General features: G+C 72.2%; 16 protein-coding genes, 3 tRNA genes and 2 pseudogenes. 14 read left to right on the forward strand and 7 right to left on the reverse strand.

From position 1 onward, the window contains the following. The first annotated feature begins 49 nt into the window (after positions 1-49). A complete protein-coding gene (locus tag FU792_RS13540) occupies positions 50-1,417 on the forward strand; it encodes an NAD(P)/FAD-dependent oxidoreductase (RefSeq protein WP_022925920.1) in 1,368 nt (455 codons plus the stop codon). Between the two features lie 10 nt (positions 1,418-1,427). Here FU792_RS13540 and FU792_RS13545 read toward each other — a convergent pair whose 3' ends face one another. Then, positions 1,428-1,859 (reverse strand): GNAT family N-acetyltransferase, encoded by a 432-nt coding sequence (locus tag FU792_RS13545; RefSeq protein WP_022925919.1) that lies wholly within the window; start codon positions 1,857-1,859, stop codon positions 1,428-1,430. A gap of 41 nt (positions 1,860-1,900) precedes the next feature. Between FU792_RS13545 and FU792_RS13550 the strand changes: the two genes are divergently transcribed. The 6 genes from FU792_RS13550 (at position 1,901) to FU792_RS13575 (ending at position 5,378) form a co-directional block, all read left to right on the forward strand. Continuing rightward, positions 1,901-2,980, forward strand: coding sequence for a PHP domain-containing protein (locus FU792_RS13550; protein WP_022925918.1), 1,080 nt, complete (start codon positions 1,901-1,903; stop codon positions 2,978-2,980). Positions 2,981-3,038: 58 nt separating this feature from the next. Next, positions 3,039-3,111: transfer RNA gene (locus FU792_RS13555), tRNA-Glu, on the forward strand. Between the two features lie 26 nt (positions 3,112-3,137). Further along, positions 3,138-3,211 (forward strand) — tRNA-Asp (locus FU792_RS13560). Between the two features lie 59 nt (positions 3,212-3,270). Further along, positions 3,271-3,344, forward strand: a tRNA-Phe gene (locus FU792_RS13565). A 125-nt stretch (positions 3,345-3,469) separates the two neighbouring features. After that, positions 3,470-4,840 carry a CotH kinase family protein gene (locus FU792_RS13570; RefSeq protein ID WP_022925917.1) on the forward strand — a complete coding sequence of 457 codons (1,371 nt, stop codon included), beginning with the start codon at positions 3,470-3,472 and terminating at the stop codon, positions 4,838-4,840. A 34-nt stretch (positions 4,841-4,874) separates the two neighbouring features. Further along, the gene (locus FU792_RS13575) at positions 4,875-5,378 is read left to right on the forward strand and encodes a DUF4442 domain-containing protein (RefSeq protein WP_022925916.1); all 504 of its coding nucleotides are present in this window, start codon (positions 4,875-4,877) and stop codon (positions 5,376-5,378) included. Here FU792_RS13575 and FU792_RS13580 read toward each other — a convergent pair. Beyond that, on the reverse strand, positions 5,375-7,243 hold the full coding sequence (locus tag FU792_RS13580) for an anthranilate synthase family protein (protein ID WP_022925915.1): 1,869 nt from the start codon (positions 7,241-7,243) through the stop codon (positions 5,375-5,377). The two genes, FU792_RS13575 and FU792_RS13580, sit on opposite strands and share 4 nt — an antisense overlap. Before the next feature lie 120 nt (positions 7,244-7,363). On the opposite strand from FU792_RS13580, the gene FU792_RS13585 reads away from it, so the two are divergent. The 3 genes from FU792_RS13585 (at position 7,364) to FU792_RS13595 (ending at position 8,783) form a co-directional block, all read left to right on the forward strand. Next, positions 7,364-8,170 carry a siderophore-interacting protein gene (locus FU792_RS13585; RefSeq protein WP_022925914.1) on the forward strand — a complete coding sequence of 269 codons (807 nt, stop codon included), beginning with the start codon at positions 7,364-7,366 and terminating at the stop codon, positions 8,168-8,170. Positions 8,171-8,251: 81 nt separating this feature from the next. Continuing rightward, positions 8,252-8,470 carry a hypothetical protein gene (locus tag FU792_RS13590; RefSeq protein WP_022925913.1) on the forward strand — a complete coding sequence of 73 codons (219 nt, stop codon included), beginning with the start codon at positions 8,252-8,254 and terminating at the stop codon, positions 8,468-8,470. Positions 8,471-8,507: 37 nt separating this feature from the next. Then, entirely contained in the window at positions 8,508-8,783 is a 276-nt protein-coding gene (locus FU792_RS13595; protein ID WP_022925912.1) for a hypothetical protein, read from the forward strand. Between the two features lie 17 nt (positions 8,784-8,800). Here FU792_RS13595 and ilvD read toward each other — a convergent pair whose 3' ends face one another. From ilvD to FU792_RS13615, 4 genes and pseudogenes are all read right to left on the reverse strand, one after another. Then, positions 8,801-10,501 carry a dihydroxy-acid dehydratase gene (gene ilvD, locus FU792_RS13600; RefSeq protein WP_022925911.1) on the reverse strand — a complete coding sequence of 567 codons (1,701 nt, stop codon included), beginning with the start codon at positions 10,499-10,501 and terminating at the stop codon, positions 8,801-8,803. Next, entirely contained in the window at positions 10,494-11,531 is a 1,038-nt protein-coding gene (gene ilvC / locus FU792_RS13605; RefSeq protein ID WP_022925910.1) for a ketol-acid reductoisomerase, read from the reverse strand. The genes ilvD and ilvC overlap by 8 nt, the downstream gene beginning before the upstream one ends. A gap of 213 nt (positions 11,532-11,744) precedes the next feature. After that, the gene (gene ilvN, locus FU792_RS13610; protein ID WP_081480635.1) at positions 11,745-12,080 is read right to left on the reverse strand and encodes an acetolactate synthase small subunit; all 336 of its coding nucleotides are present in this window, start codon (positions 12,078-12,080) and stop codon (positions 11,745-11,747) included. Positions 12,081-12,184: 104 nt separating this feature from the next. After that, a pseudogene (locus FU792_RS13615) lies at positions 12,185-14,203 on the reverse strand (thiamine pyrophosphate-dependent enzyme); the annotation flags it as partial. A gap of 99 nt (positions 14,204-14,302) precedes the next feature. On the opposite strand from FU792_RS13615, the gene FU792_RS13620 reads away from it, so the two are divergent. From FU792_RS13620 to FU792_RS13630, 4 genes and pseudogenes are all read left to right on the forward strand, one after another. Next, positions 14,303-15,109, forward strand: coding sequence for a PadR family transcriptional regulator (locus FU792_RS13620; protein WP_022925907.1), 807 nt, complete (start codon positions 14,303-14,305; stop codon positions 15,107-15,109). Between the two features lie 180 nt (positions 15,110-15,289). Then, on the forward strand, positions 15,290-16,690 hold the full coding sequence (gene lpdA / locus FU792_RS13625; protein ID WP_022925906.1) for a dihydrolipoyl dehydrogenase: 1,401 nt from the start codon (positions 15,290-15,292) through the stop codon (positions 16,688-16,690). A 25-nt stretch (positions 16,691-16,715) separates the two neighbouring features. After that, positions 16,716-17,015: a hypothetical protein gene (locus FU792_RS18115; RefSeq protein ID WP_238705994.1), complete on the forward strand. Its 300-nt coding sequence runs from the start codon at positions 16,716-16,718 to the stop codon at positions 17,013-17,015. Further along, positions 16,952-18,022, forward strand: a pseudogene (locus tag FU792_RS13630) (lipid II flippase MurJ); the annotation flags it as partial. The gene FU792_RS18115 and the pseudogene FU792_RS13630, both read left to right, overlap by 64 nt. Positions 18,023-18,043: 21 nt before the next feature. On the opposite strand, the gene FU792_RS19330 reads toward FU792_RS13630, so the two are convergent. Next, positions 18,044-19,426 carry an ATP-grasp domain-containing protein gene (locus FU792_RS19330; protein ID WP_028131185.1) on the reverse strand — a complete coding sequence of 461 codons (1,383 nt, stop codon included), beginning with the start codon at positions 19,424-19,426 and terminating at the stop codon, positions 18,044-18,046. Positions 19,427-19,477 lie beyond the last annotated feature (51 nt).

Consider the following 19,477-nt stretch of genomic DNA (forward strand, 5'->3'; position numbering starts at 1 on the left):
GGTGGCTCCACGGGAAGTTCCGGACCCCGATCTGCTGTTCACTAGGTATATGAGCACCGCCCAGCCCCGCACGTCCCCCACCCACCGCGTCCTCGTCATCGGCTCCGGCTTCGGCGGGCTGTTCGCCACCAAGGCGCTCGACGACCCGGCCGTGTCCGTGCTCGTGGTCGCCCGCACCGGCCACCACCTCTTCCAGCCGCTGCTCTACCAGGTCGCCACGGGCATCCTGTCCGAAGGTGTCATCGCCCCGCCGACGCGTGACGTGCTGGCCCACCAGGACAACGCGACGGTCATGCTGGGCGACGTCACGGACATCGACCTCGCCGAGCGCACGGTGACCGCCGTGACCGCGGGCGAGGACATGACCTACGACTACGACACCCTGGTCCTCGCGGCGGGCGCCAACCAGTCCTGGTTCGGCAGCCCGCACTTCGCGGAGTACGCCCCCGGCATGAAGTCGATCGACGACGCGCTGGAGCTGCGCGGCCGCATCTACGGCGCCTTCGAGCTCGCCGAGCTGGCCGCGGCGGCCGGCCGGGAGGACGACGTGCGCCGGCTGCTCACCTTCGTCGTCATCGGCGCCGGCCCGACCGGTGTCGAGATGGCCGGCCAGCTCGCCGAGCTGAGCAAGCGCACGCTGCGCAAGGAGTTCCGCCACATCGACCCCACGACGGCGCGGATCATCCTCGTCGACGCCGTCGACCAGGTCCTCGCACCCTTCGGCGAGAGCCTCGGCGCGCGCACCGAGAAGAGCCTCACCAACATCGGGATCGAGATGAAGCTGGGCCGCAAGGTCGTCGACGTCGACGAGGGCGGGGTCGTGCTGGAGTCGACCGAGGACGGCAGCCAGGAGCGGATCGAGGCCCAGACCAAGGTGTGGGCCGCCGGCGTCCAGGGCAACCCGCTGGGCCGCAAGGTCGCCGAGCAGGCCGGCGCCGAGCTGGACAAGGCCGGCCGGGTCAAGGTGCTGCCCGACCTGAGCCTGCCCGGCCACCCCGAGGTCTTCGTCGTCGGAGACCTCGCGGCCGTCGACGGGGTCCCGGGGGTGGCGCAGGGCGCCATCCAGGGGGCCCGTCACGTCGCCGACCAGATCCTGCGGCGGCTGCGCGGCGAGGAGACCGGACAGGAGTTCCGCTACTTCGACAAGGGCTCGATGGCCACGATCTCCCGCTTCCGCGCGGTGATGAAACGCGGCCGGATCGAGCTCACCGGCTACCCGGCGTGGGTGGCCTGGCTCGCCGTACACCTCTTCTACCTCATCGGCTTCAAGAACCAGCTCGCGACGCTCATGCACTGGGCCGTGAGCTTCGTCGGCCGCGACCACCGCGGCGAGCGCACGGTCACCGAGCAGCAGGTGTATGCCCGGCTCGCGCTGGAGTACCTCGGCGAGGACTTCCGGCGGCAGCCGCGGCGGTAGTCGGGGGCGCTCAGTCCCGCACCATCGGCAGGTGCGGGATCCCGTCTTCCAGGTAGTCGGGGCCGCTGCGGCGGAAACCCAGCCGGGCGTACCACTGCTCCAGGTGCGCCTGGGCGCCGAGGTGGACCGGCCCGGGACCGAGCCGGTCCAGCCCCTCGCGCAGCAGCGCGGCGGCATACCCCTGACCCCGGTGGTCGCGGTGCGTCGCGACACGGCCGAGGTGCCGGGTGCCGTCGTCGTCCACGAGTATCCGCACGGTCGCGGCGACCCCTCCGTGGACGTCGGTCCACAGGTGCACCGTGGTCTCCTCCACGTCGCGGCCGTCGATCTCGGGGTAGGCGCACTCCTGCTCGACGACGAAGACGTCGACGCGCAGCCGGAGCAGGTCGTGCAGGACCCGGTTGTCGAGGTCGGCGAAGCGGGCAGCGCGGATCCTGGACATGCCCGCAGCGTATGTCGTCGGTCGGTCGTAGAGTCACCGTCATGAGCAGCGCACCGGACCTCGAGCCGGTCGACGCCCTGCGCCGGATCGCCTTCCTGCTGGAGCGCTCGCGCGAGGAGACCCGGCGGGTCGAGGCCTACCGCAAGGCAGCGGCGACCATCCTGCCCCTCGGCGAGGACGAGGTGCGGCGCCGCGTCGCGGCAGGCACCCTGCGCGACCTGCCCGGGATCGGCCCGTCGACCTCGGCGGTCATCGAGGCGGTGGTCCACGGGGACGTCCCTGACAAGCTGGCCGACCTGGAGGCCGCGGCCGGTGAGCCGCTGGCCCAGGGCGGGGCGCCGGTGCGGGAGCTGCTGCGCGGCGACCTGCACAGCCACTCGGACTGGTCCGACGGCGGCAGCCCGATCGAGGAGATGGTCGCCAGCGCGATCGAGCTGGGCCACGACTACCTCGCGCTGACCGATCACTCCCCCCGGCTGACCGTCGCGGGCGGTCTCACCGCCGCGCGGCTGCGCCGGCAGCTCGCGGTCGTGGACGCCGTCAACGCACAGACCAACGCCTCCGGCTTCACCCTGCTCAAGGCGATCGAGGTCGACATCCTGGACGACGGTGCGTTGGACCAGGAGACCGAGCTGCTCGGTGAGCTCGACGTCCGGGTCGCCTCGGTGCACTCCAAGCTGACGATGGAGAAGGCGGCGATGACCCGCCGGATGGTCGCCGCGGTCCGCAACCCGCTCACCAGCGTCCTGGGCCACTGCACCGGGCGACGGGTCATGCCCCGCCGGGGGGACAAGGGAGGCCGCAGCGGCTCCCGCCTCCGTCCGCCCAGCGAGTTCGACGCCGCGGCGGTCTTCGCGGCGTGCGCGGAGACGGGGACGGCGGTGGAGATCAACTCGCGCCCCGAGCGGCAGGACCCGCCCGGGGAGCTGCTCACCCTCGCGGTCGAGACCGGCTGCGTCTTTGCCATCTCGACCGACGCCCACGCCCCCGGCCAGCTGGACTTCCTCGACTACGGCTGCGAGCGCGCCGTCCGCTACGACGTGCCCCCCGAGCGGGTCGTCAACACGTGGCCGCTGGAGCGGCTCCTGGCGTGGTCACAGTCCCCGGAGAGCATCGTCTGAGGCGTTTTGGTCCGCGCCCCGGCGATCACGTATGCTCATCGTCGTCCTCAACGGATAGGTCCCCATCGTCTAGTGGCCTAGGACCCCGCCCTTTCACGGCGGTAACACGGGTTCGAATCCCGTTGGGGATGCACCAGGTCTCGACCTGAAACATCGAGGCCCCGTGGCGCAGTTGGTTAGCGCGCCGCCCTGTCACGGCGGAGGTCGCGGGTTCGAGTCCCGTCGGGGTCGCAGAGTAGGAGCGGCGTGGTCACCGGAGCGATCCGGGGCCACGCCGGACCACTACTCCCGGCCAGGTAGCTCAGTTGGTACGAGCGTTCGACTGAAAATCGAAAGGTCGGCGGTTCGACCCCGCCCCTGGCCACGCGACGAGCCGCGGGTCTGCCCCTGAGACACCCGCGGCTCCCGCATGTGGGGGGCTTGGGACTGCACAGCAAGGTCACAGCAGTGGCAGCCCCTCGGCACAGCCGCGACGCGTGGACTCGTGCCATGAGACGACACCACCGCCCGACCACGACCCTCGCGCTCGTCGCCGCGCTCGCACTCGCCGGCTGCGCCGCACCCCTCGCCACGGGCGAGAGCGCCGTCTCGTCGGCGCCGGAGGACTCGGCGAGCACGACCGTCTCGGCGCCGGAGGTGACCAGCGCGCTGTTCACCGCGACCGAGGTCCACACCATCGACGTCACGGTCGACGAGGACACCCTCACCGGGATGATCCAGACCTACCTCGACACCGGCGAGAAGGAGTGGATCAGGGGCACCGTCACCATCGACGGCCAGACCTTCGAGGACGTCGGCCTGAAACTCAAGGGCAACTCGTCCTTGCGCGGGATCTCGACCGACACCCCGGCGCAGCAACTCCCGTTGCGGATCCGTCTGGACAAGTTCGTCGACGACCAGACCCTGGAGGGCTACAGCGACGTCACGGTCCGGTCCAACACCACGGAGACGTCGCTCAACGAGGCGGTCTCCCTCGACGTGCTGTCCGCCGCAGGTCTCGCCTCGACAGAGGCGGTCGCGACCCGCTTCTCGGTCAACGGCAGTGAGGAGGAGCTCCGGCTCACCGTCCAGAACCTCGATGACGCCTGGGTGACGGACGCCTTCCCGGAGGCTGGTGAGGACAGCGTCCTCTACAAGTCCGAGGCGGAGGGTGACTGGTCGTGGCGGGGCGAGGACGGCGACTACTCGACCGCCTTCGACATCGAGGCCGGCGAGGACGACTACCGGCCGCTCATCGAGCTGCTCGACCTGCTGCACCACGGCACGGAGGAGGAGATCGCGCAGCGCCTGCCGGAGCTGGTCGACCTCGAGTCCTTCGCGACCTACCTCGCGGTGCAGGAGATCATCCAGAACACGGACGACATCGACGGGCCGGGCAACAACTCCTACCTCTTCTGGGACTCCTCGACCGAGCAGTTCACCGTCGTGGCCTGGGACCACAACCTGTCCTTCGGGGCGATGAAGGCCGGAGGTGGCCCCGGCGGGGGCGGCGCGGGCGGCGGAATGCCCACCTTCGAGGACGGCCAGGTGCCCGAGGGCCTGGAGCCGCCGGCCGTCGAGGAGGGCGAGATGCCTGAGGGCGTGCAGCCACCCGGCGTGGAAGGCGACGAGCTGCCCGGCGGCCGGAGCGGCACGATGAGCCGCTCCCACCCGCTCGTCGAGACCTTCCTGGCCGACGAGGAGTGGGCTGCGGCCTACGAGGCGGAGCTCACCCGCCTGCGGACCGCGCTGGTCGAGGGCGGTGTCCTCGAGCAGGCGGTCAGCACCTGGACCACCACCCTCGAGGACGGGGCCGGTGATCTGCTGACCGCTGACCAGATCGAGGACGACGCCGACGCCGTCCTCACCGTCGCCGAGTGAGTCGGCACGGTGGTCCCGCGCATACAGTGGCGCGGTGACCTCCTCTCCCCGCACGCGGCCCGACCAGCGCGTGTCCCGGCTCAAGGCCCTCGCCGGATCGGCACGGGCGCTGCGGCACGGGATGAACGCCTGGCCGCCGTTCCTCTTCTCCGGGATCCGGATCCAGGCGATGTCGGCCGACTTCCGGCACGTCCGCGTCCGGCTCGCGCACACCCCGCTCACGACGAACTACGTCGGCACCCTCTTCGGCGGCTCCCTGGTGGCGATGGTCGACCCGTTCTGGATGCTCATGGTGCTGCGCAACCTCGGTCCGGGGTATGTCGTGTGGGACAAGGCCGCAGAGATCGAGTTCGTCTCTCCCGGCCGTAGCGCGGTGAGCGTCACCTTCGACCTCAGCGAGGAGGTGCTCGACGAGCTGCGGGCCGAGGCGGCGGGCGGCGCCAAGGTGCTGCGCTGGTTCGACAACGACGTCGTCACCGAGGACGGCACGGTCGTCGCCCGCGTCCGCAAGCAGCTCTACGTCCGCCGCACGCGCTAGGCCAGGGCCTGCCGGATGAGCCCGTGGAGCGTCACGAGGCCGTCCCGGGAGAGCACCGACTCGGCGTGACCCTGGATGCTGGCCACCCGGTGGCCCCGCAGGCCCACCACCGCGTCGTCCGGTTGGTGCACGGCCTGCTCGAGCGCCACCTCGCCGACCACCGGGGTGCCCGGTCGCGCGACGAAGGTGTTGTAGAACCCGATGCGGCGCACCTCGCCCCACAGGTCGACCGGCAGTTGCACCCCCTGGTTGGGGGCGGGGAGCTTGGTGACCGCCAGCCCGGCGATCGTGGCCAGGACCTGGTGCGACAGGCAGACCGCCAGCACCGGGGCGCCGGTCCGCAACCGGGCCGCGAGCAGCGCGTGCAGCGCTGCGATCCGCGGGTCCGACAGGTCGGTGGGATCCCCCGGGCCGGGGCCGTAGAGCACCAGGTCGAAGGGTGTTCCGGGACCGGCCACATCCGCCTCGGTGACCTGCTCCCAGCGGCGGACCTCCGGCACCAGGCCCAGGTGTCGGAGCATGTGGGCCAGCATCTGGGTCCAGGTGTCCTCGGCGTCGATGACCAGGACGCGGGTGCCGAGCAGCTCGGCGTCCGGACGGGAGCCCTGCGGGCTGAGCCAGAAGGGCGACAGCGACTCGTTACGCGTCTCCAGGTCGGCGGCGACCCCGGGCAGCGCCTGCAGGTCGAGGGCGTGGCCCGGCGCCCGGCGCGGGCGCAGCCCGAGCGCCGAGAGGACCCCACGGGCCTTGGCGGTGGTCTCGGCGCACTCCGAGGCCGGGTCGCTGTGCCGCACCAGGGTGGCGCCGGCGCTCACCCGGACCGTGCCGTCGTCGGTGAGGTGGGCGGTGCGGATGAGGATGGGGGCGTCCAGCCGCTCGCCCCCCTGCTCGTCCTGCTCCAGCAGCGCCAGCACACCAGAGTAGTAGCCGCGGCCGTCCGGCTCGTGCCGGGCGATGACGCTGCAGGCGTTCTCCATCGGCGACCCGGTGACGGTGGGGGCGAACATCGTCGTGCGGAGCACGTCGCGGACGTCGGCGTCGCTGCGGCCGTCGAGGAGGTACTCCGTGTGCGTCAGGTGCGCCATCTGTGCCAGGTAGGGCCCGGTGATCCGGCCGCCGTCGTGGCAGATCTGGGCCATCATCTTCATCTCCTCGTCGACCACCATGAAGAGCTCCTCGGTCTCCTTGGTGTCCTTGACGAAGGCCCTGAACTCAAGCTCCACCTCGGCCTCGTCGGCAGGGTGGCGGAAGGTGCCGGAGATCGGGTTCATCCACACCCGGCCGTCGCGCACGCTGACGTGCCGCTCCGGGGTCGCGCCGACGAGGGTGTGCCCGGGGGTGTGCACGGCGAAGGTCCAGTAGGCCCCGCGCTCGTCGACGAGCAGCCGGCGCAGCCAGGTGAGCGCCGCGACCGCCTGGTCGCTGCGGCAATGGGCCAGGACGTCGCGGCGGATGACGAAGTTGGCGCCCTCGCCCTCGCCGATCTCCTCCTCGATAACCTGCTCCACGGTGCGGGCGTAGGCGCCGTCCTCCACGCTGAAGCGCTCGGCGGCAACCTCGATCTCCCCGGTCGGGAGCGCCTCGAGGAGGTCGTCGACCGAGATCCGCTGGGTCTGCGCGGCCCGCAGCACCCGCAGCGGGGTGCCGTCGTCGTGCGCGGCGAAGCCTCGCTCGGCGATCTGCCGGAAGGGCACCATCGCGAGCACCGGCGCGCCCTCGCCCGGGCGGGGGATCTGGGCCAGCAGGTCCAGGTCCTCGACCTCCCCGAGGAGCACCTCGGCCTCGCCCTCCGCGGCGCGCCAGAGGATCGCCCAGGACTGGCCCGAGAGGTCGGCGAGGATCTGGTCCAGCGGGCGCGAGGGCATACCGGGAAGTCTGTCATGGTGCAGCACGCGCTCCACCGGCCCACACCCACCCCGGCTGACGTGCCCTAAATCGGGTGAGGATACCCTTGTCTCTTCCCTGACATCCCTCGAAGGAGATCCATGTACGGCACGGTCGTGAGCACCGAACGGCTCACCCCTCACCTGGTGCGGGTGGTCCTCGGCGGGGAGGGGCTCGCGGACTTCCAGGACCCGCAGTTCGCCGACTCCTACGTCAACGCCTTCTTCCTGCCCGAGGGCGCGCCTTACCAGCCGCCCTTCGAGGACGAGGCGACCCGTGACCTGCCGCGGGACCAGCGGCCCTACCCCCGGCGCTACACCGTCCGCGCCTGGGACCCGGAGCGCCGCGAGCTCACCATCGACTTCGTCGTGCACGGCGAGGTGGGGTATGCCGGCCGCTGGGCCCTGCACGCCCGCCCGGGGGACCGGCTGCAGCTGCGCGGGCCCGCCGGTGACTACTCCCCTCCCCCGGACGTCGACGCGGTGCTGCTGGTCGGCGACGAGTCCGCCCTCCCGGCCATCGCGGCGTGCGCCGAGCACGTCGGTGACGGCATGCCAGTCCGGGCGGTAATCGAGGTCGAGGACGCCGACGAGGAGGTGGAGCTGACCTCGCCCGGTGCGCTCGAGGTGCACTTCGTGCACCGCGACGGAGCGCAGGACGAGGAGTCGCTCACCCGGCTGCTCGCGGACGCGGTTGCCGCGCTCCCCCGGCTGGAGGGCGTGGTCACCGCCTTCGTCCACGGCGAGGCCGAGTCGATCCGGGCCGTCGGTCACGCGCTGCGGGACGGCGGGCTGGCCTCGCGCGAGCACGTCTCGCTGTCGCCCTACTGGCGCCGCGGTCTGACGGACGAGGAGTGGCGCTCGGTCAAGCGCGACTGGGTGCGCCGGCTCCAGGGCGAGATGGCCTGACCCCCCGGACGTCGCACGACGTGCCCCGACACGTCACCGCAGCGACATCTCGGCGTCACCGCCCGGGCGTTGGATGAGGGCATGACCGCGATGGCGCCGGACCTGCTGGCCTCCATCGCCGCCGAGCTGGCCGCCCACTTCCACGGGCTCTTCACCGAGGCCGAGGTCACCTTCGTCGTCGAGGACAGCTACCGCGAGCTCGAGCTGCGCTGCCGGACCCCGCACTACCTGGAGATCCTGCTGCGCAAAGACGCCTGCGACCGGCTGAGGCAGATGGCCCGCTACCGCGGCGCCGGCTGACCGCAGACGTCATCGGGCTGCCGCTCGTCGGTCACCTATGGTCCTCACCTCCGACGTCGTGGTGACCATGGGCCTGACCGAGGAGGAGAAGGTGCAGATGCCGACGCACGGGCTCCAGCAGATCGACTGGGACGACCTGACCTCGCTCGAGGGCCGCACCGACCTCGACGCGGCCTACGAGCGGATCGCGGCGAAGGTCGGCGAACTGGTCGACGCCCTGCTCGAGCGCGACGTCGCCGCCCGCGAGGTCGACCCCGAGGTGGAGCGCGAGGTCGAGCAGGTCATCGACGACCTGCACGCGGGAGACGGCTGACGGGCGCCGGCGCCCCCTCAGTGCGTGACGGCGCCCTCGGAGGCCGAGCGGACGAGCGCGACGTACTTCGCCAGGACGCCGCGGCGGGCGCGCTCGGGCGGCTCGGGGGCCGACCAGGACGCCCGGCGGCGCTCCAGCTCGGCCTCGTCCACGCCCAGGTCGAGGCGACCGTTCGCCACGTCGAGGGTGATCGGGTCCCCGTCCTGCACCAGCGCGATGGGACCGCCCTCGGTGGCCTCGGGCGCGATGTGCCCGACGCACAGCCCGGTGGTCCCGCCGGAGAAGCGGCCGTCGGTGATGAGCAGCACGTCCTTGCCGAGCCCGGCGCCCTTGATCGCGCCGGTGATGGCGAGCATCTCCCGCATACCGGGCCCACCCTTGGGGCCCTCGTAGCGGATGACGACGACGTCACCGGCGGCGACGGTGCCGTCCTCGAGGGCGTCCATGGCGGCCCGCTCGCCGTCGAAGACGCGCGCGGTCCCGTCGAAGACGTCGGAGTCGAAGCCCGCCGACTTGACCACCGCTCCCCCGGGCGCGAGCGTGCCCTCGAGGATCGTCAGCCCGCCGGTCGCGTGGATCGGGTCGTCCATCTGCCGCAGCACCGTGCCGTCCAGCGGCGGGGCCTGCAGGTCGGCGAGGTTCTCGGCCATGGTCCGCCCGGTGACGGTCAGCACGTCCCCGTGCAGCAGCCCGGCGTCGAGCAGCGCCTGCATGACCACCGGTATGCCGCCGATCCGGTCCACGTCGACCATCACGTGCTGCCCGAACGGCTTGACGTCGGCCAGGTGCGGGACGCGGCTGCCGATCCGGCGGAAGTCGTCGAGCGAGAGCTCCACCTCCGCCTCGTGGGCGATCGCCAGCAGGTGCAGCACCGCGTTGGTGGATCCGCCGAAGGCCATCGTCACCGCGATGGCGTTCTCGAAGGCCTCGCGGGTGAGGATCTGCCGCGCGGTGATGCCGTGCCGCAGCATCCCGACGACCGCCTCGCCGCTGCGCCGCGCGAAGCCGTCGCGCCGACGGTCGGTGGCCGGCGGGGCCGCGGAGCCGGGCAGCGACATCCCGAGCGCCTCCGCGGCGGCCGCCATCGTGTTGGCGGTGTACATCCCGCCGCACGCCCCCTCGCCGGGGCAGATCGCCCGCTCGATCGCGTCGACGTCCTCGCGCTTCATCAGACCGCGCGAGCAGGCGCCGACCGCCTCGAAGGCGTCGATGATCGTCACCTGCTTCTCCGAGCCGTCGGAGAGCTTGGCGATGCCGGGCAGGATCGACCCGGCATACACGAAGACCGAGGCCAGGTCGAGGCGGGCCGCAGACATGAGCATGCCCGGGAGCGACTTGTCGCAGCCGGCGAGCAGCACCGAGCCGTCCAGCCGCTCGGCCGACATGACGGTCTCGACCGAGTCCGCGATGACCTCGCGCGAGACGAGGGAGAAGTGCATCCCCTCGTGCCCCATGGAGATGCCGTCGGAGACCGAGATCGTGCCGAACTCCAGCGGGTAGCCGCCGGCCGCGTGCACGCCGTCCTTGACCGCCCCCGCCAGCCGCTCCAGCGAGAGGTTGCAGGGGGTGATCTCGTTCCAGCTGCTGGCGACGCCGACCTGCGGCTTGGCCCAGTCGTCGTCACCCATCCCGACCGCCCGCAGCATCCCGCGGGCGGCGGTCTTCTCCAGGCCGTCGGTGACGTCCCGGGAGCGCGGCTTGACGTCGACCTCAGCCACGCGCGGCCGACCCCTCGACGTAGTCGCCGTCGGCCTCGTGCCCCTTGACCCACGCCATCATGCCGCGCAGGTCCTTGCCGACCTCCTCGATGGGGTGGGCGGCGCCCTTGGCCCGCAGCTCCTCGAACTCGCGCCGCCCGTTGTCCTGGTCGGAGATGAAGCGGTCCGCGAAGGCGCCGTTGCGCACGTCCTCGAGCACCGCCTGCATGTTCTCCTTCACCGAGGGGTCGATGACCCGCGGACCGGAGACGTAGTCGCCGTACTCCGCGGTGTCGGAGACCGACCAGCGCTGCTTGGCGATGCCGCCCTCGTACATCAGGTCGACGATGAGCTTGAGCTCGTGCAGGCACTCGAAGTAGGCCACCTCCGGCTGATAGCCGGCCTCGGTGAGCGTCTCGAAGCCGTACTGCACCAGCTGGCTCATGCCGCCGCACAGCACCGCCTGCTCGCCGAAGAGGTCGGTCTCGGTCTCTTCGGTGAAGGTCGTCTCGATGCCGCCGGCCCGCAGCCCGCCGATCGCGGAGGCGTACGACAGCGCCAGCTCCTTGGCCTGGCCGGACGCGTCCTGCTCGACCGCGACGAGCACCGGCACGCCACGCCCGTCGACGTACTCGCGGCGGACGAGGTGCCCCGGGCCCTTCGGCGCCACCATGCAGACGTCGACCCCGGCCGGCGGCTCGATGTAGCCGAACCGGATGTTGAAGCCGTGGCTGAAGAAGAGCGCGTCGCCCTCCTGCAGGTTGGGCTCGATCGCGTCGCGGTAGACCAGGCGCTGCACGTGGTCCGGGACGAGCACCATGACGAGGTCGGCCTCGGCGCACGCCTCCGCGGGCGTGACGACGCGCAGGCCCTCGGCCTCCGCCTTGGCCCGGCTGCTGCTGCCCTCGGCGAGCCCGACGCGCACGTCGACCCCGGAGTCGCGCAGCGACAGCGCGTGGGCGTGGCCCTGGCTGCCGTAGCCGAGGACGGCGACCGTGCGGTTCTGGATCAGCGAGAGGTCGGCGTCGTCGTCGTAGTACATCGTGGCCATGAGCTGGAGTTCTCCTGTGGGGTAGGTGGTGAGTCGGGCGGTGGGTGGAGGGGCGGAGCCCCGGTGAACCGCGAGCGCAGCGAGCCTGGTTCGCCGGAACAGACAGTGCGTCCGAGCGAAGCGAGGTCTTCGCGGTTGGGGGGCATGCGGGGGGCGAAGCCCCCAGCACGTGCAATTGGGGGGCATGCGGGGGGCGAAGCCCCCAGCACGTGATCAGAAGGCGGCGGCGGCCATCGCGCCGACCGGGCGCGGACCGTTGTCGTTGATCTGCCAGAGCTTGGAGCGGATCGCGTCGGCGTCCTCGAGCTCCTCGATGTGGATGACCTCGACGAGCTTGTCGAGCTGGCTGGTGACCTTGTGCAGCTGCTCGGCGTTGACGTTGACGACGATCGTCATGCGGGAGACCTTGTTGTCCTCGGTCGGCCCGACGACCAGGTGGTCGATGTTGAAGTTGCGCCGGGCGAAGAGGACGGAGACCCGGGCGAGCACGCCGGGGTTGTTCTCGACCAGGACGGACAGCGCGTGACGGGTACGAGCAGCGTCGCTCATGGTGGTGCCTTTCGTCGGGTGGTGCTGGGTGGTGTGGGGTCGGTATGCGGGGGCCGGCGTCGGGACGTCGGCGTCGCGGGGCGGGTAGTCGGACAGCAGGGTCACTCGTCCTCCCCGAAGTCGGGACGCACGTCGCGGGCGTGCTGGATGTCGTCGTTGCTCGTGCCGGCGGCCACCATCGGCCAGACCATGGCGTCCTGGCTGACCCGGAAGTCCACCACGACCGGCTGGTCGTCGACCGCCATGGCCGCCTCGATCGTGGCGTCGACGTCCTCGGCGCGGTCGCACCGCAGCCCGACGCAGCCGTAGGCCGTGGCGAGCGTGGCGAAGTCCGGCACCTGCATGGAGGGGCAGCTGGCTGTGGCTGAACCGCTCGGAGTAGAACAGCGCCTGCCACTGCTTGACCATGCCGAGCGCGGCGTTGTTGATGATCGCGACCTTGATCGGGATCCCCTCGACCGAGCAGGTCGCGAGCTCCTGGTTGGTCATCTGGAAGCAGCCGTCGCCGTCGATGGCCCAGACGGTGGCCTCGGGGCGGCCGACCTTCGCGCCCATGGCGGCGGGCACGGCATACCCCATCGTCCCGAGACCGCCGGAGTTGAGCCAGCGCCGCGGCTCGTCGTAGGAGATGAACTGGCTGGCCCACATCTGGTGCTGGCCGACGCCGGCGGAAGACGGTGTCCGGCCCGGACAGCGCCCCGAGCCGCTCGATGACCAGCTGCGGTGCGAGGGCGCCATCCGAGGGCGCGTCGTAGCCGAGCGGGTAGCGCTCCTTCCAGGAGCGGCAGCGCCGCACCCACGCTCGTGCTGCGGGGTCGCGCCGGCGGCGGTGCGCCGGGTCCACTCGGTCAGCAGCAGGTCGATGGTCTCGCGGGCGTCACCGACGAGACCGACCTCGGTGGGGAAGTTCTTGCCGATCTCGGCCGGGTCGATGTCGGCGTGGACGATGGTCGCGTCCGGGGCGAAGGTGTGCTTGGCGCCGGTCACCCGGTCGTCGAAGCGCGCGCCCAGGCTGACGATGAGGTCGGACTTCTGCAGCGTCGCGACCCCCGAGACGCTGCCGTGCATCCCGGGCATCCCCATGTGCTGGGGGTGGCTGTCGGGAAGACGCCGCGGGCCATGAGCGTCGTGACGACGGGTATGCCGGTCAGCTCGGCCAGGTCGCGGACCTGCTGGGAGGCGCCCGCGCGCAGGCAGCCGCCGCCGACGTAGAGGACCGGCCGGCGCGCGGTGAGCATGAGCTCCACGGCGTCGCGGACCGCCTCGGGGGCGGGGCTGCTGGGGGTGCGGTAGCCCGGCATAGGCAGCTGCAGCATCGACTCGTCGGCCGCGGCGACGAGGGCGTCCTTGGTCACGTCGACGAGCACCGGGCCGGGGCGTCCGGTGGAGGCGATGTGGAAGGCCGAGGCGACGGTGGCCGCGATCTCGTCCGGGTCGGTGACGAGGAAGGAGTGCTTGGTGACCGGCATGGAGATCGACCGGATGTCCGCCTCCTGGAAGGCGTCCGACCCGATGGCGGTGCTGGCGACGTTGCCGGTGATCGCGACCATCGGCACCGAGTCCATGTTGGCGTCGGCGAGCGCGGTGACCAGGTTGGTCGCCCCCGGCCCGGAGGTCGCCAGGCAGACGCCGACCTTACCGGTGGCGGCAGCATACCCCTGCGCGGCGTGGCCGGCGCCCTGCTCGTGCCGCACCAGGATGTGGCGGACCTTCGCGCCGTAGAGCGCGTCGTAGAGCGGGAGCACCGCGCCCCCCGGCAGCCCGAAGACGTGCTCGACGCCGAGCCGCTCCAGCGTGCCCACGAGCGCCTCGGCGCCGGTCCTGCGCTCGGCGGCGGTCGAGGTGCCGCCGGTATCGCCGGGAGCGGTCGTGGTGGCCCCGTCGGGGATGTGGGTGGCGGTCATGGGGTGGGTCCTGACGTCCGGTGGTGTGGGCAGTGGCAACAAAAAACCCCTCGGCCCGGTGGGCTGGCGAGGGGAGGACGCGTCGATGGCGAGGATCGGCCGACGGCGCGTCCCTAGGTAATGAGTACGAGAACGAAGCACTGCATGGAGGACATACAACCTCCTCGGATGCCGCCGCGTCAACCCCGTGCATAGGTATGTGACCGGACGCACACTCATACAGATAACGATATGTCGTTGCCATGACGAGACACATCTTGTTAGTCTTTCCGTATGACGCGCGGGGCCTCCGCGCCAGCGACGAGAGAGGGGACGCACATGACGTCTCGACAGAACTTCGGTGGCTTCGGCAACCTCGACGACCAGATCTTCGGACCCCACGGCCTGCTCGGCCAGGTCTTCGGCCAGCAGGGCGGGCCCTTCGGTCCGCACGGTTCCGGCGGCCGCGGCCGGCGCGGCGGCCCCTTCGGTCCGCAGGGCTTCGGCCCCCAGGGCGGCCCGCGTCGGGCGCGCCGCGGCGACGTCCGCAACGCGGTGCTGCACCTGCTGCAGCGGGAGCCGATGAACGGCTACCAGCTCATGCAGGAGATCGAGCAGAGCTCCGGCGGCGCGTGGCGGCCGAGCTCCGGTGCGATCTATCCCGCGCTCGCCCAGCTCGAGGACGAGGGCCTGGTCTCCCAGACCGAGGTCGACGGGCGCCGCGCCTACGAGCTCACCGAGGCCGGTCGCGCCGCCGCGGAGGACCTGCCCCCGCAGGGCTGGGCCGGCGGCGAGGAGCCGGACGACCCCTGGGCGGACCAGCGCGGGCGGGGCGAGCGGCACGGCCACCGGGATCGCGGCCACGGGCGGGGTGGACACGGCGGTCACGGAAGCCGGGAGCAGCGCAGCAGCGCCGGGACGCTGTGGAAGGCCCTGGGCAGCGTGGCGATGGCCACCCAGGCGGTGGGCCAGTCCGGCCAGGTCGAGCTCAACCAGGAGGCGGCCGACCTGCTCGACCGCACCCGGCGCGACCTCTACCGCCTGCTCGCCGAGGCCGAGGTCGCCCGCGACGAGTCGCAGGACGAGGGGCCCGAGGACCACGACGACCCCGAGGAGATCACCGAGGGCGAGATCGTCGAGGACTGACCCCGGGCGACCGCGAGCGCAGCGAGCCTGGTTGCCCGGAACGACGGGAACGAGCGAGCGAAGCGAGCCCCGGGCGGAGTGGGGGGACCCGGGGGCGGAGCCCCCGGGCGTGGGGGCGGAGCCCCCGGGCGTGGGGGAACCCGGGGGCGGCGCCCCCGGGCGTGGCATTAGTGTGAGCCCATGGCCGATCACTATGACGTTGTTGTCCTGGGCGCCGGCCCCGGCGGGTATGTCGCGGCGATCCGCGCGTCCCAGCTGGGCAAGAAGGTGGCCGTCGTCGAGAAGCAGTACTGGGGCGGGGTCTGTCTCAACGTCGGGTGCATCCCGAGCAAGGCGCTGCTGAAGAACGCCGCGCTGGCGCACACGCTCCACCACGAGAAGGACCTCTACGGCATCGAGGGCGAGGCGACCATGTCCTACGCCCCGGCCCACCAGCGCAGCCGCAAGGTCAGCGCGGGCATCGTCAAGGGCGTCCACTTCCTCATGAAGAAGAACAAGATCACCGAGGTGGACGGGTGGGGCACGCTGACCTCGGCGACCTCGATGGACGTCGAGGGCGAGGACGGCAACTCCACGCAGCTGACCTTCGACCACCTCATCCTGGCCACCGGCTCGGTGACCAAGATGCTGCCGGGCGTCGAGGTGAGCAAGAACGTCGTGACCTACGAGGAGCAGATCCTCGACGAGGAGCTGCCCGGCTCGATCGTCATCGCCGGCTCCGGCGCGATCGGTGTCGAGTTCGCCTACGTCATGGCCAACTACGGCGTCGACGTGACCATCGTCGAGTTCCTCGACCGGATCGTCCCGCTCGAGGAGCCGGAGATCTCCAAGACCCTGGCCAAGGAGTACAAGAAGCTCGGCGTGAAGATCATGACGAGCACCAAGGTCGACAACGTCGAGGACACCGGCGACGGGGTCAAGGTCACCGTGACGCCCGCCGACGGCGGCGACTCGCAGACGCTGGAGGCCGACAAGCTGCTCTCCGCGATCGGCTTCGCCCCGCGGGTCGAGGGCTTCGGCCTCGAGACGACCGGCGTGGAGCTCACCGACCGCGGCGCCATCGCGGTCGACGACTACCTGCGCACCAACGTCGACAACGTGTATGCCATCGGTGACGTCACCGCGAAGCTCATGCTCGCGCACACCGCCGAGTCCCAGGGCATCATCGCCGCCGAGACGCTGGCCGGCGCCGAGACGATGCCGCTGGACTACACCTTCATCCCGCGCGCGACCTACTGCCACCCGCAGATCGCCTCCATGGGGATGACCGAGCAGGCGGCCAAGGACGCCGGGCACGACGTCAAGACCGCGCAGTTCCCCTTCTCGGCCAACGGCAAGGCGATGGGCCAGGGCGAGAGCGTCGGCTTCGTCAAGGTGGTCGCGGACGCGAAGTACAACGAGATCCTCGGCGCGCACATGATCGGCCCGGACGTCACCGAGCTGCTGCCGGTGCTCAACCTGGCGCAGACCTGGGACCTCACCGCCGACGAGATGTCGCGCGTCGTCTTCGCCCACCCGACGCTGGGCGAGGCGGTCAAGGAGGCCGTCCACGGCATCGCCGGGCACATGATCAACCTCTGAGCCGACGGCGCGGGGCGGCCGGGTGGTGACCCGACCGAGCATCGGCCGTGCCGCGCTGCTCGTCTCCGGCCTGACCGGCGTCTCCACACTGCTCGGCTTCGTCCGGGACGCGGTCATCGCCGCGGTCTACGGCGCCGGTCCGCAGCTCGACGCCTACTTCGTCGCGCTCGGCCTGGCCAACATCGTGCTGGGGCTGCTCGGCACCTCGCTGACCCGCGCCAGCACGCCGGTGCTGGCCCGGGAGGCCGACGGTGAGGAGGTATGCCGCGGCCACCGCACCTTCGACGTCGTCCTGACCCCGCGCTGGTCGGCATCGGGGCCCTGAGCGTGGCCCTCGGCATCGCCGCGGCGCCGGTGTCGCGCCTGCTGGCGCCCGGCCTGACCGGCGAGGCGGCGGACCTGCTGGTGCTGCTGACCCGGATCGTCCTGGTCACCACGGTCGTCGTCGCGGCCACCGACCTGCTGGTCGCTCAGGCGCAGGCGCACGGCGTCTTCCGGTGGGGCGCGCTGCAGGGCGTCCCCTTCAACCTGGTGATGATCGGCTGCGCGGGGCTACTCGGCCCCCGCATCGGGGTCGTCGCGCTCGCGGTGGGCTTCCTCGTCGGCTCCCTGGCCCGGCTCGCGCTGCAGCTCGTGCCCCTCGTCCGGCACCGCTGGCCGGTCCGGCCACGGCTGCGCGGCGACTCCCCCGGCGTGCGCGAGATCACGGCGCTGCTGCCGCCCCTCGTGCTCGGTCAGGCGATGCTCAACGTCAACACCCTCGTCGACCGGGCGGTGGCCTCCACGGTGGGCGAGGGCGCCGTCTCGGCGGTCTTCCTCGGCTGGCGGCTGGTCAACCTGCCGGAGATGCTCGTCGTGGCCGCGCTGGTGGCACCGCTCTACCCCGCGATGGCGGCGGCCGCCGCGCAGGACGACGGTCGCGCCCGGCTGCGCCGGCTGGTGCACCGCGGGCTGGCCGTGTCGCTCACCCTGCTCGGGCCGGTCGCGGTCGTGCTGCTCGTCGCGCCCGTCCCGGTGGTGACCCTCGCCTTCGGCCGCGGCGCGTTCGACGCCGACGCGGTGCGGCTGACCGCCGTGGCCGTGCTGTGGTTCGTGCCGGGACTGCTGGCCCTCGCGTGCCGGCAGGTGCTCGTCAGCGCCTGCTACACCGTGGGTGACACCCGCGGCCCCGTCGCGATCGGGGCGGTCGTGATGGTCGTCAACGTGGTGGGCGACCTCGTGCTCGCTCCCGTCCTCGGGGTCGCCGGCATCGTCATCGCCACCTCGGCCTCGCTGCTCGTGGCGGCCACCCTCACCGGGTGGTGGGCGGCCTCCCGGCACCACCTCGTGCCGGTCCGCGCCAGTGCGCTGCTGCTAGGCCGCGCCGCTCTCGCGCTGCTGGCCGCGACGCTGCTGGCCCGCCTCGCCGTCGGCGCCATAGACCCCGAACCTGTCTGGGCCACGGCCCTGCTGGTCCTGGTGACCGCCGCCCTCGGCTACCAGCTCGCCCTGGCGGTCCTGCGGGCGCCGGAGCGCTTCGTGGCGCTGGAGGTCGCGCGACAGCTCGTGCGCCGCTGACGGCGCGGTGACCACCTCCGTCGGCTCCGCCAGCAGCCGGCCGGCGAGGAGCCGCAGCACCGGCCCGGGGTCGCGTGGGTCGGCGACGCTGTGGCGCGCACCCAGACCCCACCGCAGGCTGCCGAGGACGTCCGCGACGACCCCGCCCCGACGCTCCTGGACAGCCCGTCGCAGATCACCCGGCAGCCACTGGTAACGCATCCCGGGTCGCCCGGCCGCGAGCTCGGGCACGGGCATACCGGCGCCCGCGCGCAGACCCGCGTCCACCAGCCCGGGCCGCGCGGCCTCAGCCAGGGCGAGCGACCCGAAGAAGCGCCCGTTGAGGTCGATGAGCCGGTGGACGCCGTCTCGCCCCACCAGGAACTGCAGCTCCACCAGGCCGCTCCACCCCAGCCGGCCGAGCAGCAGCTCGCAGCGCTCGGCGAGCACCGGGTCGACCGGCACGGTGCGGGCCCGGGCCGAGGCGCCGGAGGGGGTCGGGAAGACGCACGGGGAGACCTGCTGGACCCGACCCGTCAGCCTGCCCTCGTGCACGACCCCGATGAGGGCCGACAGGACGCCGTCCACGGGCTCCTGCAGGACCGGCTCGTCGTGCTCCGAGGCGAAGGCCAGCAGGTGCCGCTCGAGCTCGGCCGACGTGCGGCACACCGCTGTCTCGATCCGGTGCCGCCGGTCGTGGTGGGGCGTCCAGTGGCGGCGGTTCTTGACCACCACCGGCAGCGCGACCTCCTGCCAGGGCTCGGGTGCCAGCGTGCGGGTCGCCGGGGTCGCCAGCCCGGCGTCCTGCGCCATCCGGTGCAGGGTGAGCTTGTCCATGCCGGCGGCGACCACCGCGGCGGCAGGGTGCGCGACCGTCGCGGCCAGTCGCTCGCGGTGGTGCGCGAGGGCCGCCATCCAGTCGTCTCCCGAGCCGACCACCACGTCGTAGCGGCCCTCGGCCAGAGCCGCCCCCAGACCCCGGAGGAAGGCGCCCTGCTCGCCGCTCGGACGGGGCACCGGGTGCAGGGCGTGGACCGCGTCGGAGGCGCCGGCCAGCCCGCCGTCGGCCCGGCTCGAGCCGAGCCCGACGCGCCACCCCGCCCGACGCAGCGCCCGGGCCGCCGTCACGGCCCCCCGGTCCCGTGCGTGCGCAAGGATCAGCACCGCACGCGGGGTGCGGCTGCGTCGCGCGACAGGCATGCGCCCCACCGTAGGCGCCGGTGATGGGATGCCGGTGAGAATCGCCGGGCG

The organism is Serinicoccus marinus DSM 15273 (assembly GCF_008386315.1).
Classification (GTDB): domain Bacteria; phylum Actinomycetota; class Actinomycetes; order Actinomycetales; family Dermatophilaceae; genus Ornithinicoccus; species Ornithinicoccus marinus.